The 14,772-nt window shown below is 71.1% G+C and carries 14 protein-coding genes; 7 read left to right on the top strand and 7 right to left on the bottom strand.

The features are described 5' to 3' along the window. The first annotated feature begins 5 nt into the window (after positions 1-5). Together OF380_RS01420 and OF380_RS01415 are read left to right on the top strand one after the other, a co-directional pair. Complete coding sequence (locus tag OF380_RS01420; protein WP_264049009.1) at positions 6-611, top strand: tetratricopeptide repeat protein; 606 nt, start codon at positions 6-8, stop codon at positions 609-611. A gap of 6 nt (positions 612-617) precedes the next feature. Next, positions 618-1,616, top strand: coding sequence for an alpha/beta fold hydrolase (locus OF380_RS01415; protein ID WP_264049008.1), 999 nt, complete (start codon positions 618-620; stop codon positions 1,614-1,616). A 37-nt stretch (positions 1,617-1,653) separates the two neighbouring features. On the opposite strand, the gene pyk is transcribed toward OF380_RS01415, so the two are convergent. Then, complete coding sequence (gene pyk / locus OF380_RS01410) at positions 1,654-3,090, bottom strand: pyruvate kinase (RefSeq protein WP_264049007.1); 1,437 nt, start codon at positions 3,088-3,090, stop codon at positions 1,654-1,656. 760 nt (positions 3,091-3,850) lie between these two features. Beyond that, positions 3,851-5,005, bottom strand: a complete 1,155-nt coding sequence (locus tag OF380_RS01405; RefSeq protein ID WP_264049006.1) for a helix-turn-helix domain-containing protein — start codon at positions 5,003-5,005, stop codon at positions 3,851-3,853. Between the two features lie 340 nt (positions 5,006-5,345). On the opposite strand from OF380_RS01405, the gene OF380_RS01400 reads away from it, so the two are divergent. Further along, positions 5,346-6,011 (top strand): Crp/Fnr family transcriptional regulator, encoded by a 666-nt coding sequence (locus OF380_RS01400; protein WP_318784408.1) that lies wholly within the window; start codon positions 5,346-5,348, stop codon positions 6,009-6,011. Positions 6,012-6,013: 2 nt separating this feature from the next. Further along, positions 6,014-6,283 carry a DUF6894 family protein gene (locus OF380_RS01395; RefSeq protein ID WP_264049004.1) on the top strand — a complete coding sequence of 90 codons (270 nt, stop codon included), beginning with the start codon at positions 6,014-6,016 and terminating at the stop codon, positions 6,281-6,283. Positions 6,284-6,364: 81 nt separating this feature from the next. On the opposite strand, the gene OF380_RS01390 is transcribed toward OF380_RS01395, so the two are convergent. Both OF380_RS01390 and OF380_RS01385 read right to left on the bottom strand, forming a co-directional pair. Next, a complete protein-coding gene (locus OF380_RS01390; RefSeq protein ID WP_264051143.1) occupies positions 6,365-6,718 on the bottom strand; it encodes a DUF1036 domain-containing protein in 354 nt (117 codons plus the stop codon). A gap of 112 nt (positions 6,719-6,830) precedes the next feature. Further along, positions 6,831-8,147, bottom strand: coding sequence for a glycerate kinase type-2 family protein (locus OF380_RS01385; RefSeq protein ID WP_264049003.1), 1,317 nt, complete (start codon positions 8,145-8,147; stop codon positions 6,831-6,833). 223 nt (positions 8,148-8,370) lie between these two features. Between OF380_RS01385 and OF380_RS01380 the strand changes: the two genes are divergently transcribed. The 3 genes from OF380_RS01380 (at position 8,371) to OF380_RS01370 (ending at position 9,839) form a co-directional block, all read left to right on the top strand. After that, positions 8,371-9,117 carry an N-formylglutamate amidohydrolase gene (locus OF380_RS01380; protein ID WP_264049002.1) on the top strand — a complete coding sequence of 249 codons (747 nt, stop codon included), beginning with the start codon at positions 8,371-8,373 and terminating at the stop codon, positions 9,115-9,117. Between the two features lie 63 nt (positions 9,118-9,180). Beyond that, positions 9,181-9,489, top strand: a complete 309-nt coding sequence (locus OF380_RS01375) for a DUF1244 domain-containing protein (protein WP_264049001.1) — start codon at positions 9,181-9,183, stop codon at positions 9,487-9,489. Between the two features lie 83 nt (positions 9,490-9,572). Beyond that, the gene (locus OF380_RS01370) at positions 9,573-9,839 is read left to right on the top strand and encodes a DUF2312 domain-containing protein (protein ID WP_056180857.1); all 267 of its coding nucleotides are present in this window, start codon (positions 9,573-9,575) and stop codon (positions 9,837-9,839) included. Between the two features lie 156 nt (positions 9,840-9,995). Here OF380_RS01370 and OF380_RS01365 read toward each other — a convergent pair whose 3' ends face one another. The 3 genes from OF380_RS01365 to OF380_RS01355 form a co-directional block, all read right to left on the bottom strand. Continuing rightward, entirely contained in the window at positions 9,996-10,154 is a 159-nt protein-coding gene (locus OF380_RS01365; protein WP_264049000.1) for a hypothetical protein, read from the bottom strand. A 685-nt stretch (positions 10,155-10,839) separates the two neighbouring features. Next, a complete protein-coding gene (locus OF380_RS01360) occupies positions 10,840-12,291 on the bottom strand; it encodes a DUF882 domain-containing protein (RefSeq protein WP_404810586.1) in 1,452 nt (483 codons plus the stop codon). Between the two features lie 365 nt (positions 12,292-12,656). Beyond that, positions 12,657-14,759: a L,D-transpeptidase family protein gene (locus tag OF380_RS01355; RefSeq protein ID WP_264048999.1), complete on the bottom strand. Its 2,103-nt coding sequence runs from the start codon at positions 14,757-14,759 to the stop codon at positions 12,657-12,659. Between the last annotated feature and the right edge of the window lie 13 nt (positions 14,760-14,772).

Below are 14,772 nucleotides of genomic sequence, written 5' to 3'. Positions count from 1 at the left end.
CGGCCATGCCGAACCCCCTTTCGATCCGATCCTGCCTGAAAGCCGCGCTCGTCGCGGCTTTCTGCGTTTGCCTGGCGCCGCCTGCCTTTGCCGAGCCGACACCGGAGACGGCAAGGCCCGAGAAGAAGCCACCGCCCGGCCTCGACGAACTCTACGCACGCCTGAAGGCGGCGGGGGACGATGCCGAGGCCAAGGGCGTTGCCAAGCTCATCGAGCAGCGGCTGGGACGATCGGGCAGCGCGACGGCGGACCTGCTGACCGAGCGGGCGCGCCAGGCCATGTCCGGACAGGACCTTCCGCTGGCGATCGAACTGATGGACCGGGCGACGACCCTGGAGCCGGCCTGGTCCGAGGGTTGGAACCGGCGCGCCACGGTGTTCTGGATGCTGGCCGACCCCGCCGCCGCCATCGCGGACCTGCAGCGGACGCTCGCGCTGGAGCCGCGCCACTACGAGGCCTGGGCAGCCCTGGGGCGCATCTACCAGTCCATGGACGACAAGCGTCGGGCGCTCGTCGCCTTCCGGCGGGCGGCGGCGCTCTACCCGCGCATGGACCGGCTGCAGACGGCGATCGACCGCCTCGCCCCCGATGTCGACGGCCGGGACCTGTAGCGCCCGATGCTCCTCCTGAAACTGATCGCGGCCCTGCTCGCCGGCGGCCTCGTGCTCACCCTCGTGGCCGCGGGCATCACCCTGCTCATCACCGCGCGGATCGAGGCCCGCTATCCGCCCGCCGGACCCTTCGTTCCGGTGACAGGCGGGCGCATCGCGACGATCCAGGCCGGGCCGAATCCCTCCGACCGGGGAACGGTGGTGCTCCTGCACGGTGCATCCGCCAATGCCGCCGACCCGATGACGGCTCTGGGCGGGAGCCTGGCCCAGGCGGGCTTCCGGGTCATCGCCCTGGACCGGCCGGGCTTCGGCTGGAGCGACCGGCTCGCCGGCGCGGGGATGGCGACGCCGCAGGCTCAGGCCGCCGCCATCGCCGAGGCCCTCGCGGGCCTCGGGGCCGGTCCGGCGATCGTGCTCGGGCATTCCTGGTCGGGCGCCCTCGCGACGGCGCTCGCCCTGGATCATCCGGAAGCGGTCGCGGCCCTCGTCCTGATGTCGCCCGCCGTGATGCCGCTGCCCGAGATCGGGCCGATCCCGGCGATCTATCGCCTGGCGCTCTGGCCCCCGGTGACCTGGCTGCTCAGCCGGACCGTGGCGACGCCGGTCGGGCTCTATTACCTGCCCCGGGCCGGAAACGGCGTGTTCCGTCCGCAGGCGGCACCCGCCAACTACCTGGAGGCGGTCCGCGCCGCCCTGGTGCTGCGGCCGGCGACCATGCTCGCCAACGTACAGGACCTGACCGGGCTTCCGGCGGCACTCCTGGCGCAGAGCCGTCGCTACGGCGAGATCACGGCGCCGACCGTCATCATCACCGGCGACCGCGACAGCATCGTGCCGGCCGAACGCCACGCCAAGCCCCTCGCGGCCCGCATCCCGGGGGCACGGCTCGTGGTGCTGCCCGGCATCGGCCATATGGTCCACGCCGTCGCGAGCACCTCCGTGCAGGACGAGGTCGTGCGTCTCTCCGAGAGCCTGCGCCTCTCCGAGGGGGTCAGCGCCCGCTGAAGGCCGCCGCCGGCCGGGAAGCCGGCGACGGCGGGTGTCAGGCCTTCGCAGCGTGCTCGCGGGTCACGAAGGCGATGCGCACGAGGTTGGTGGCGCCCGGCGTTCCGAAGGGCACGCCCGCCACCACGATGATCCGGCCGCCGATCTCGGCGAAGTTCTCGCGCACCGCGAACTTCGCCGCCCGGAAGGCCATGTCGTCGACGTCGCTGGCGTCCTTGGTGACGATCGGGTGCGTCCCCCAGCACATCGCCAGGCGCCGCGCCGTCTCGCGCTTCGGGGTCAGGGCGATGATGGTGGCGTTCGGCCGGGAGCGGGCGAGGCGCAGGGCGGTGGAGCCCGAATGCGTCCAGGCCATCACGGCCGTGAGCCCCAGGGCATCGACCATCTGGTGGGCCGCCGCCGCGATCGCGTCCGAGGCGGTGGCGTCGGGCTCGGAGCGCTGCGCGGTCAGGATGGTCCAGTAGAGGGCGTCCCGCTCCACCTGCTCGGCGATCCGGCTCATCATGGTGATGGCCTCGACGGGGAAGGCCCCCGAGGCGCTCTCGGCCGAGAGCATGACCGCGTCGGCGCCCTCGTAGACGGCGGTGGCGACGTCGGAGACCTCGGCGCGGGTGGGGACCGGCGCGGAGATCATCGATTCGAGCATCTGCGTCGCGACCACCACGGGCTTGCCCATGCGGCGCGAGGCGCGGGTGATGCGCTTCTGCACGCCGGGCACCTGCTCCAGCGGCATCTCGACGCCGAGGTCGCCGCGCGCCACCATGAGCCCGTCGGAGATCTCGATGATCTCCTCGAGGCGGGTCAGCGCCTGCGGCTTCTCGATCTTGGCCATCACCAGGGCGCGCCCGGCGGCGACCTTCTTGACCTCGGCCACGTCCTCGGGCCGCTGCACGAAGGAGACGGCGATCCAGTCGGCGCCGGCGGCAAGGCCGGCCTCGAGGTCGCCCCGGTCCTTCTCGGTCATCGCCGCGACGGGGATCACCGTGTCGGGCAGGGAGACGCCCTTGCGGTTCGAGATGCGGCCCCCGACCTCGACCCGGGTCACCGCGCGCCCCTCCGAGACCTCCGTCACGGTGAGCCGCAGCTTGCCGTCATCGATGATGACGCAGTGACCGGGCTCCAGCGCCGAGAGGATCTCGGGGTGGGGCAGGTAGACCCGCGAGACGTCGCCCGGCGTCGGATCGCTGTCGAGCACGAAGGTCGCGCCGTTCGCGAGCATCGCCGCGCCCTCGGCGAAGGCGGACACGCGCAGCTTCGGGCCCTGGAGGTCCACGAGGATCGCGATGGGGCGCTTCAGCTCGCGCTCGATGGTGCGGATGACCTCGATCTTCTCCGGCAGCTTCTCGCGCGGCAGGTGGCTCATGTTGAGCCGGAAGACGTCGGCGCCGGCGCGAAACAGCGTCTCGATCATCTCCGGCGTGTCGGAGGCCGGGCCGAGCGTGGCGATGATCTTCGTGCGGCGTGAGCGTTTCACTGGTGTCTCCATCCCCGGATCGGGCCCCGCCAGTTTCGAACGACCGGCATTGAGCGAAGGGCCACAAGCACCGAAGGAGCCGGCGCGTCAAGAACGCCGATCCCCGGGACCCGGCGGGGGCCGCGCCCGACGCAGGGTCGCGCGCTGCGCGCGAGGCATGCGCCGACGGCCCCGCCGCCGTTTCCGGCGCGGGATGAGGCTGAAAGCGGGAGACGCGGGACGCCGCGAAACCACGTTTTCGAAGGTTATGCCGGTTCCCCGGCGTCCCTGGGCCCGGCCCCCGCCGGGGAGCCGAACCTGTCACGTCACGGCGTCTTCGACAGCGTCTGCGACTCGGCTTGTGGCGGCCCTCCTCCAGGCACCGTCACCCCCTTGGCGGGAGCGGCAGCCCCTGGCGACCGACTTATCATGGCCCACGGCCCCGGACCCGCCGCGTCTCGGGCAGGTCGTCCGTTATCTGGGGATGCCCCAGGAGACCGGTCCGGAAGGACCGGTTTGCCGAGACACCTTGCGTCGCACGGCGCGGCCCGAAGCGATGGCGAAACCGGGCCACCGACGCGGGCGCCGTCTCCTCCTTCCAAGCCCCGCGACCCGGTCCGTCGCGGGGCCTCCCTCGTGGAAGGCGAGCGGTGGCAAGGAACCACATAATAGGAATATTGTCAAGATTTTTCGATCGCACGGACGCCCGGCGGGCGAGGGGACCCGGCGTGGAGCGGGGATCTCACGCCTCGGAATCACACCCCTGCGCCATGTCCCCGAATCATGCCGCGGTTCGGTTTCCAAGGTGCAGATAATTCGCCCGGAACTCGGCGACCGCCTTGAGCCGAGGCAGATTGAGGATCGTCAGGCGCCGACCTTTCAGTTCGATCAGCCCCTGGCGCCTGAGTTCCTGCAGGGAGCGGTTCACGTGGACGCTCGAGAGCCCGGTCGTGTCGCCGAGCTCCGCCTGGGTCACGGGCAGTTCGAAGCTGTCGCCCTCGGTCCGGTCCACCGCGCGCAGCCGGACGAGGAGCTCGCAGAGCAGGTGGGCGAGCCGTTCCACGGCGGAGCGACTGCCGACGTTCACCAGCCATTCGCGCAGGGTCGCGTTGTCGACCAGGGTCGTCTTGCGCAGGGTCCGGGCGACCTGCGGGTGATGCTGGATCAACGCGGCGATGGTCTCGGGCGGGATCTGCACCACCCGGCAGGCCGACACCGTGGTGATGGTGTGGTCCATGGTGTCGAGGAGAGCCACGTCGAGGTCGCAGAGATCTCCCGGCAGCAGGTAGGCCAGGATCTGACGGGCGCCGGTCTCGCGCACCTTGTGCCGGCAGGCCATGCCGTCGAGGACCAGGAACACGCCCTCGGGTCGGTCGCCCTCGCGGATCAGGTCCATGCGCGGCCCGATCAGGCGGGGATTGGCGCTGATCTGGGTCAGGACCGCACGATCCGCGTCCGAGAGCACCCCGAAGCCCTCCAGCTTGCGGATGAGCGGATTGCCCAAGCTCTCATCCGAACGGAGCATCCGAACCGGCGCGGGGGACTTCACGACGGCAGGCGATGGGGGCGGGGGCGGGGCCAGTCCATCGAGGAGCGTGGTGACCTCCTGCGGCGAAGCCGGCTTATCGAGCCACGGCAGGCCTTGGAAGTCGCGCGCCCGCGGGTCGTCTCGCCGGAGAGCGGAATAGACGAGGACCGGAACATCGTGCCGGTGCAGGGCGCGGCCCAGGGCCGGACTGAGACCATCCCGGAGTACGACATCCACCACGGCCAGGGTGGGCCTCTCCCGCGCCATAGCGGCCAGGGCCTCGCCGCCCGTTACGAACGGCCCGAGCACACGATAGCCCGCCCGCTCCAGCGCCTCGCTCAGATCCGCACCGACCACCGCATCGGCTTCGGCAAGCAGGACGAGCGGGCGTCGGGCTGCGAGATCCATGGAACGCTCCGGAACAGGATGCTCAACAACCTCCAGGGCAACAAGGCTGTATCATCAATTTTATAGCCTCCAAGTAAAAGGCCCATCAAGGCAACAATGTTTCGCGTGCGCTATCGAACTTTCGAATGTGCGATACCGTACCGAGTTAGTAACGAAGTAACATAAGTGGTTTTGCGCCGTTGTATTGAACCAATATTTGTATCACACGGAATCGATCGTCTGCTGAAAATATTCGAGCGCAGGCGACTAAGAGACGAAATGCGCTCTTGCTCCTATTGGCAGATAAGGGTCCATGGCTCCGATCCAGCAATCCGACGTACAGAATCGTTTGCTCAAAGTCATGACCCATGAGGACTTCGCGCGCCTCCAGCCTCACTTGGAGTTCGTCGAGCTGCTGTCGGGGCAACCCCTGATCAAGCCGAACGCCCGCATCAAGACGTTCCACTTCATGGAGAGCGGGGTCACCTCGATCACCGCCGAGAGCGCGAACGGCCGGGTCGAGATCGGGATCGTCGGCCGGGAAGGCGTCGTCGGGGCGACCCCCATGCTCCTCGGCTCGGATCGCGTGCCCTACGACCATTTCGTTCAGATGCCGGGGAGCGCCTATCAGATCAGCGCCGAGGTGGTGGTCGCGGCGGTGGAGGACAGCCCGGCTTTGCGCAAACTGCTCCTGCGCTACATCCTCACCGAGATGATCCAGGTCCGGCAGACGGCCTTCATCAACGCGACCCTCGAGATCGAGGCGCGCCTCGCCCGCTGGCTGCTGATGTGTCACGACCGGGCCGACGGCAACGAGCTCCTGCTCAAGCACGAGTTCCTGTCGATGATGCTGGGCGTGCGGCGTTCCGGCGTGACCATCGCCATGCAGCAACTCGAGGGCGCCGGCCGCATCCGAGCCAAGCGCGGGCGCGTCACCGTGATCAACCGGGAGCTTCTGGAGGAGATCGCGGACGGCAGCTACGGTATTCCGGAGGCCGAGTACGCGCGGCTGATCGAGGGGGCCTGACGATGCCTCGCTACTTCTTCAACCTTCGCTACGGCCCCGGCGCCGGCAAGCTGGCGGTCGATCCCGAAGGGGATGAGCTCGCCGATGTGGAGGCGGCGCGCGAGCATGCGCTGCAAACCGCCCGCGACCTCGTTGCCGGGCCGCCCTCCATGGCCGTGCGGGATTGGTTCGCCTGCTCGTTCGAGATCGAGGACGAGCAGACCCGTCCCGTGCTCACCATCCCGTTCAGCGACATCGTTCCGGAGGTGGACGACGAGGATCAGATCGGCTGACCCGGCGTTTCCCGATCCGATTCGGGGACGACCCGTCTCGACCCCGGGACGCCTGAGCGGCCTCCGGGACTGCCCCGCCCTTCACGGCGTCGGCGCCGCCGGCTGGTTCGGATCCGTCAGCTGGATCGTCCAGCTCTTCTGCTCGCCGGTATCGACCTCGTAGAAGCCGTTGCGGTCGAGGCCGCGCGCGAGGCAATCCTCGACGCCCCGGATCGTGAATTCCCGGTCCTTGGTGCACATCAGCGAGCGGCCGTTCCACTCGCCCCCGCGCGTATAGTCCACCGCGAACACGTAGTAGAACCGCGCCGCCAGCGCCCCCTTGAGCAGGGTCTCGCAGGCCTTGGGCGCCACGTCCCACCAGCCCTCCGTGACCCAGCCCTGCGGATCGCGATAGCCGAGCGCGATGCCGACCTTGCTGGCGGTCTGGTTGCACATGCGCAGGTCCGCCTGTGCGGGCGCGGGCGTCAGCGCGAGGACGACGAGGATGGCCGCCCCCGCGCAGGTGCGCCCCCCGGGGGAGGGGCGGCGCACGCGACGGGATGTTTCCTCAACCGACGAGGATGATGCGGCAATCGTTGACATTGGTGCGTGTCGGACCCGGCTGGACGAGGTCGCCGATGGTGGCGAAGAACTTCGTCGAATCGTTGTCGGCCAGCATCGCGGCCGGGTCGAGGCCGGCGGCGCGGGCGCGGGCGAGGGTGGTCGGGTCGATGAGGCCGCCGGCCGGATCGGTGGCCGCGCCCCGCCCGCCATCGGTGCCGTCGGTATCGGCGGCGATGCCGAGGATACCGGGGGCGCCGTCGAGGGCGATCGCCAGTGCCATGGCGTATTCCTGGTTGGGGCCGCCATTGCCCTCGCCCCGGATCGTCACGGTGAGTTCACCACCGGAGATGATCGCGACGCGGCGTCCGGCCTCGGCCAGTTCGCGCGCCAGGCGGGCGTGCTCGGCGGCGACCTCGCGCGCCTCGCCCTCCACGTCGGGACCGAGCATCACCGGCTCGTAGCCGGCCTTCGCGGCGGCGGCGGCGGCGGCCTCCAGGGCGTCGATGGGCCGGGCGATGATGCGGTATTCGGCCCGGGCGAAGGAGGGGTCGCCCGCCTTCGGGGTCTCGTTGACGGGATCGTTCAGGAGCGCCTTGGCGGTCTCGGGCAGCGGGATGCCGCGGCGCTCGCAGATCGCGCGCGCCTCCGCCAGGGTGGTCGGATCGGGCACCGTCGGGCCGGAGGCGATCACCGCCGGGTCGTCGTGGGGCACGTCGGAGACCGCCAGCGTCAGGATCGAGCGGGCGTTGCGCGCCATCATCGCGAGGCGGCCGCCCTTGATGCGCGACAGGTGCTTGCGCACGGCGTTGATCTCGTTGATCGGCGCGCCCGAGCGCAGGAGCGCCTTGGTGATCGCCTGCTTCTCGGTGAGGGTCAGGTCACCGGCCGGGGCGATCCAGTTCGCCGAGCCGCCGCCCGAGAGCAGCACCAGCACGTCGTCCTCCGGGCCGGCATCTGCGGCGATCTTCAGGGCGTCGGCGGTGGCGTCGATCCCGGCCTGGTCCGGTACGGGGTGGCCGGCCTCGACCATGCGGATCATCGGCGCCTCCTCGCCATAGCCGTGGCGGGCCACCGCCAGGCCGACGATGCGGCTCGGATCGACGCCGTGCTCCTCGCGGTAGAACCGGCTCGCCACCGCCGCCATGCTGCCGCCGGCCTTGCCGGCCCCCAGGATGATGAGCCGGCCCGGGCCCGGCGCGGGCAGGTGCGGCACGAGGCAGCGGGCCGGATGGGCCGCCGCGATGGCCTCGTCGAGGCAGTGCAGGAGCAGGGCGCGGGCGGCCTCGGTCTTATCGAGATCGGTCATCTTGGGATCGGTCATGGCGCTTCCGTCATCCGGTTGGCGGTCGCGAAGGCGGCCCGGGGGTTCTCCTCCGGATTGTTCTGCCCCCGGCATGACGCCGGATTGTTGCCGTCGCGGCGCGATCCGCGATACGTGCTGTGCCCGACGCCCGCCGCCTCGGCAAGCCACGCGTTCGCGGAAGGACCGTCCGCGGCCGCGGCCGGAGCCCCGCCTGCCGCAACCCCGGACCGCGCGAGACCCCATGCTGCCACCGCATCCCGTCGAGACGCTCCCCGGCGACCCCGCCCGCGGCCTCCTGCTGATCTGCGACCACGCCTCGAACCACGTGCCCGAGGATCTGGCCCAGCTCGGGGTGCCGGCGCACGAGTTCAGCCGCCACATCGCCTACGACATCGGCGCCGCCGCCGTGACCCGCCGGCTCGCGGCCCAGCTCGGCGCGCCCGCGATCCTGACCCGCTTCTCGCGCCTCATCATCGACCCGAACCGGGGCCGGGCCGACCCGACCCTGGTGATGCGCCTCTCCGACGGAGCCGTGGTGCCGGGCAACGCCCGCATCGACGAGGCGGGCAAGGCCGAGCGCATCCGGCGCTTCTATGAGCCCTTCGACGCCGCGATCGAGGCCGGCATCGCCGCCGCGACCGCGACCGGGGTGCGGCCCGCCATCGTCACCATCCACAGCTTCACGCCCTATTGGCGCGGGGTGCCGCGCCCCTGGGAGGTCGGCATCCTCTGGGACCGCGACGACCGCATGAGCGCGCCGCTGATCGCGGGCCTGCGCGCCGATCCGGCGGGGCTGACGGTCGGCGACAACGAGCCCTACGGCGGCGGCCTGCCCGGCGACACGATCGACCGCCACGCGATGGCGCGCGGGCTGCCCAACGCGCTCGTGGAGATCCGCCAGGACCTCATCGTCGGCGAGGCGGGCCAAGCCGAGTGGGCGGCGCGGTTCGCGCGCCTGCTCGCGCCCATGCTGCCGATCCGTGCCTGAGCGCCGCGCTTGACGCGACGCCCCGCCACGCCGACCTGAAGGGTCCAGCAAGGAGACGCCATCATGACCGAGATCGACGCCGCCACCCGGACGGAACTCGAAGCCGCGGTGTTCCGCCGCCTCGTGGCGCACCTGCAGAACCGCACCGACGTGCAGAACATCGACCTCATGAACATGGCCGGGTTCTGCCGCAACTGCCTCTCGAACTGGCTCAAGGACGCGGCCGATGCGCAGGGCCTGCCCCTGAGCAAGGACGCGAGCCGGGAGGCCGTCTACGGCATGCCCTATGCCGAGTGGAAGCGCCTGCACCAGGCGGACGCCTCTCCGGAGCAGCAGGCGGCCTTCGCGAAGGCGGCACCGGAGCCGCACTAAGCTCCCGGTAAGCTTGACGGCTTATCGAAGCGGTTCCGGCGCGCGCATCGCGGCGCCTCGCATCTCAGGGACTTGAGACGACCATGGCCGCATCCGCCGCACCCGCCGTCGACGCCTCCTCCGTCGCCGCCGACCAGCTCAAGAGCTTCATCGAGCGCATCGAGCGCCTGGAGGAGGAGAAGGCCGGCCTCGCCTCCGACATCAAGGACGTCTACGCCGAGGCCAAGGGCACCGGCTTTGACACCAAGGCCCTGCGCAAGATCATCTCCCTGCGCAAGAAGGACCACGCCGAGCGCCAGGAGGAGGAGGCGATCCTCGAGCTCTACATGCAGGCGCTCGGCATGGTCTGAGGCCCCGGGGCGCCGACGGCGCCCTTGCCCACTGAAATTGGCGCCGGACGGCGCCCTTGCCCACAAAAGTGGCGCCGGACGGCGCCCTTGCCCACTGGAACAGGCGCCGGACGGCGCCTTCGCCTCCCGGAACCGGCGCCGGACGGCGCCCACGGCCTACCGGTACAGGCGCAGGCCGAATCCGAGCAGCCCCAGCCCCGCGAGCAGCAGGGTCCCGCAGGCCCATTCCATGGCCGCCCGGTGGTTCGGGAAACTCTGCGCGGCGGCCGCGAGGGCCACGCCGGCGAGGAGGCAGGTCAAGCTGATGGCGAACATGGCGGAGTGCCTCCCTTCGGGGCCTGGGGAGTTCCGTCGTTCAGAACCCGGTTCTCGACTCCGTCCCATTGAGACGGATCGAGCCTTCTGGACCAATGGATATTCCGAGTCCTGACCCATTTGAGGGAGGCCGGACGACTTGCGCTCAGATAAACGACGTACAGCCGAGATGTTCCTTCAATACAGGCGCCCGCGCGATCAAATCCGGCCGAGGGCACAGATCCCTATCAAAGCCTGAAAACACCCTGCCGCCATCACATACGTTGGTCGATCCGCGCGACGATCCTGAGTTGTGGACCCAGCGAACGGAACGCCGAAGGTTAGCGGGGTTAGCTTTGATTCACGAGCACGAGGCTTGTCACCTCTCGATTTCGTGAGTAGGTCGTTCGCGCGGCGTTCGTCCAGAATAGAACAAAGCGCCCAAGGGCGAAACCTTGGCACACGCCGGCCTTGTCGCAGAGATCATGGCCGAGACTGAGGCAACTGCCGGGGAAAATCGCGCCGCGGCGCCCTGGGCGCGACGACGCCGTCGCCCCGGCCCGGATGCGGGCCGTTGCGGTCGAACCCGATGACGGTCTTGGAACGCGTCACCGCCACCACGGCGGGCGCGAGCCCGCAGGCTCAAGCGTGTGGATGGAGGCGGCCGACCGGCCGAGGCGCGGGGTTTCGGGGCGAGGGCCGACGCTCAGCGGGCGCCGGGCACCACGCGGGTCGCGGATCCGGTGAATCGGGACGCCGCGAGGTCGTCGCCCGGACTGCGGGTGGAAAAGCGGGTCGCGACACCGGTGACGGGGGCGACGATCGCGGCGGGCGCCCCGTCGAGCTTCGCCTTGGCGTTGGCCAGCTTGACCGGCGCGGCGCGGCTCGCGGGCTCCGCATCGGCGGTCGCGGCCGCGAACAGGGCCCGGAGCTGGGTACGCGAATCGGCGTTGGCGGGAACCAGCGGGGCACCGGCGCGCGCGGGGGCGGGCGGAACCGTGAGATTCGCCATGCCGGAGGTCCCGAGGCTCGCGACCTGGACCGGCGGGCGCGGCGGGGGCAGCGGCATGGTCAGGGCGGCCGTGACGGCGGCGAACTCGGCCGGGCGCCGGGGCGGAAGCGGGAGCGCGATCGTCGCGGCAGGCTCGGGGGCGGCCGCCGCCGTCTCCCCCGTCTCCGCCGTCAGGAGGCTCTGCGCGTCGCGGCCATCGCGGCGCAGGAGCGCGGTTTTCAGCGTGTCGTCGGCGGCCGGCGCGGCGTAGGCGAGGGCCGAGCGGGTCGCGGACTGATCCTCGGGATCCGCGCTCGCCACGAGCACCGGCGCCGCCTTGGCCCGCGAGCGGCCCTGCGCCTTCGCGACCTGGGCCGGCGGTTCCGCCTCGCGGCTGCCGCCGCCGAACAGGCTGGCGAAGAAGCCCTTGATGCTCGGCCCGTCATCCTCGTCCATCTGCGCCACTTCCGTGACGCCGAGCACGGTGCCGCCCCGGGCCAGGACCTCGGCGCGCGCCAACTCGTAGCCGGGGAGCGGGCGGTTGTCGGAGGGCAGGTGGACGGTCTTGCCGTCCGGGAACAGCCGGGCGAGCTGGTCGTGGGTCATGCGCGGCCAGGACCGGACCGAGCCCACGTCCAGGTGGACGAAGGGAGTTCCCGAGCGCGGATACCAGCCCACGCCGCCTCGCTGCATGCGCATGCCGATGGCGCGGATCTGGTCGATGGATACGTCGGGCAGGTAGAAGTCCATCGCCTTGCCGAGCATGTGCTGGCTGTACTCGGCCACCATGCGGGAGCGCCGCCGCAGCATCGCGTTGGTGCCGGGGGAGCGATAGGCGGAAACGACGGTGATCGGTTCCTGCGAGCCGACGGAGCGGTAGGCCTCCCACACCGTATCGAACAGGCGCGGGTCCATCTTCGTGGGCTCGTCCGCGCGCCAATCGCGCAGGAGCCAGTTCAGTTGCTCCAGGGCGGCCCGATCGTAGCGGCCGTCACGCTTGAAGGTGACGGTCAGGCTTTCCTTGGTGTGGCTGTGATAGATCGAGAGGGTGCGGGTATCGCCGTTGGCCACCGCATCCTGCGTGCCGCGCGTGCCGCCCACCACGGTGAGGCCGAGTCCCGCGACGATGGCGGCGAGGGGGCGAAGCCGGCGGCTGCGCGCCGCCACGCGCGCCTTGCCGGCCTCGCGTACCTGATCCGCCTCGGTGACACGCGTTGGCCTCGGGAGCCCATTTCGCAGACGCTTCAGCACCTTGGTCTCACCCTCTGCCTGATCGCGAGCGGGACGCGAATCATGGTGAACGCAAGGTTGCCGAAAACCGTGAACGACCGGTTTACCGGATCCTCGTCGCTTCGCCTTTTGTCGGCTTCAGGGCTAAGTCTGAACCGTGGCGAAATCGTGCCGGGGGTGTGCGGCCGCACGCGGAGTCCAGCCGCCCGCGGGGGTGACGCGCCGCGAAGCGAACCAGACGGGATCGAGCGGGACGCCGACCCGGCGAAATGGAGCAGTGGGAGCAGCCGCCGGGGCGCCGCCTACCACCAGCCGTTCGAGGTACGGCCGGGACGGGGCGTCCAGAGGTCGGGCTCGCCGAAATCGGCCGGGGCCCGCGCGGCCGAGGTCCGGGTCGTGGGGGCGTCGGCGAAGGCCGCCTCGGGGCGGGGCCTGCGCCGCACCTCCGCCACCGGCTTGGGCTTCGGCTTGACAGCATTGGCCGCCTCGGCGCTCCCGGAACCGGACGTCCGGCCCGCGACGGGCTTTGCGCCGGACGTCTTGCCGCCCGGGGCCTTGGCCACGAGGAGGCTGCCGGGGCTCAGGCCCAGCGCGACCTTCATGCGGGCATCGTAGCCGTAGAGGTCCGGCAGGGTGCGCACGCCGCCGGCCTCGTCCACCGAGGTGGTGAAGTAGGCGAGGTGCACCGGCAGCTTCTCGGGAAGGCGGATATGCCGTTCGCCCTTGCCGATGAGCTTCTTCAGGCGCTCGCTCGACCAGGCCTCGGGCAGCACCGCGTCGGCGAAGCGGAACGGGTCGTCCACCCGCACGCAGCCGTGGCTGAGCGCCCGCTGCGAGGCGGAGAACAGGCCGCGGTTCGGCGTGTCGTGCAGGTAGACCGCGTGGTTGTTCGGGAACATGAACTTGATGAAGCCGAGGGCGTTGCGCTCGCCCGGCGGCTGGCGCACCGACACGTTGCCGTTGCGGTAGACCACCTCGTAGCCGCGCCGGGCCGCGTAGTTCGGGTCGCGGGCGAGGCCGGGCAGGAACTCGTTCTTCAGGATCGAGGGCGGCACGTTCCACGACGGATTGACGACGGCGTATTCCATCATCCCCGAGAAGATCGGGGTGGGGGATTCGGTCTTGCCGACGATGACGCGGGCCTCGTCGCGCTGGCGGCCGTCGCGGATCACCCGGAGTTTGAATTCCGGAATGTTGACCATGACGTAGTCGCGGCCGAGGTCGGAGGGGAGCCAGCGCCAGCGCTCCATGTTCACGATGAGGGCGGCCTCGCCCTCGTCGGTCCGGGCGGCCGTGTCGGGCCGGGCGAGGGCGGCCACGGTCTGCGCCGTCAGCGTGCCGGTGGCCGGCAGGCCGCGCCCGCGCTGGAAGCCCGACACGGCGGCGGCCACGCGGGCATCGTAGGTCTCGGGGTCGCCGGGTCCGGAATCGAGTGTGCCGGCGGTGCGGGTCTCAAGGCCGAAGCGGCTGCGCAGGGCCGGGACGCGCGGATCGGTCATCCCGAGCTTGAGGACCGGGCCCGGGGGAAGCTGCACGCTCGGCGGCACCGGCGCATGGTTGTGGCCGCGCAGGGCGGCGAGGCGCGCCTTGAGGGCGAGGTAGCCGGGCTGGGCCGGGTTGTAGCCCTGAAGGAGGGCGCCGGCCGAACTCCCCGCCGAGGCGATGCGGCCGAGGACGGTATCGGGCGCGGGGATATCGAGGACGGGGGTGATCAGCCGGGAGACGCTGGACAGGGCGATGCGCCCGCCCCGGGCGTCCCGCGCGTAGAGCACCACGGCGGCCGAGAGCTTCAGCTCCGCCTCGGCGAGCTGCGCCTCGGTGACGCCCTGGGTCCCGAGCACCGGCACGGGGTAGGCCGAGGCCGTGAGGCCGTCCTCGCCGGCAGCGGCCAGGCGCGCGGCGACCGACTTCGCCGCCGGGGTGAAGGCCCCGTCCGCGATCCACACCGGCTTGAACGCGCCGAGCGCGTAGAAGGCCTGGATCGCCTCGCGTTCCTTGGTCGAGAGACGCGGGAGGAGGGGGGCCGGATCGGACAGGCGCGCGGCGACGGCGGCCGATTGCGGATCGGCCGGCGGTGGCGGGGCTTCGGCGGCCGGCGCAGGGGCGATCGGGGCTTGGGCCCCTGGGGTTTGGGCACCGGAGGTCTGGGCGCCGGGAGCTTGGGCGGGAGGCGCTTCAGCGGCCGGGGCATCCGGCGAGGTCGCGGGCTTCGGGGCGTCGGCGGCGAGCGCGGGTTTCGGCGCCTCCGGTGCGACCGGGGCCGCGCCGGGATCGACGGCGGCGTTCCGGATCACCGACGGTGTTGCCGCCGGTTCGGCCGTCTGAGCTTGGGCCGTCTGAGCTTGGGCCGTGGAGGCCGCCAGCAGGGCTGACAGCGCGACGGCGGCGGAGCGCGAAACGCCCATGGGTGCAACTCCT

The organism is Methylobacterium sp. FF17, from assembly GCF_025813715.1.
In the GTDB taxonomy this organism is placed as follows: Bacteria; Pseudomonadota; Alphaproteobacteria; order Rhizobiales; family Beijerinckiaceae; genus Methylobacterium; species Methylobacterium flocculans.
The sequence above is the reverse complement of the archived record's forward strand: the minus strand, read 5'-3'. Positions and strand labels throughout refer to the sequence as shown.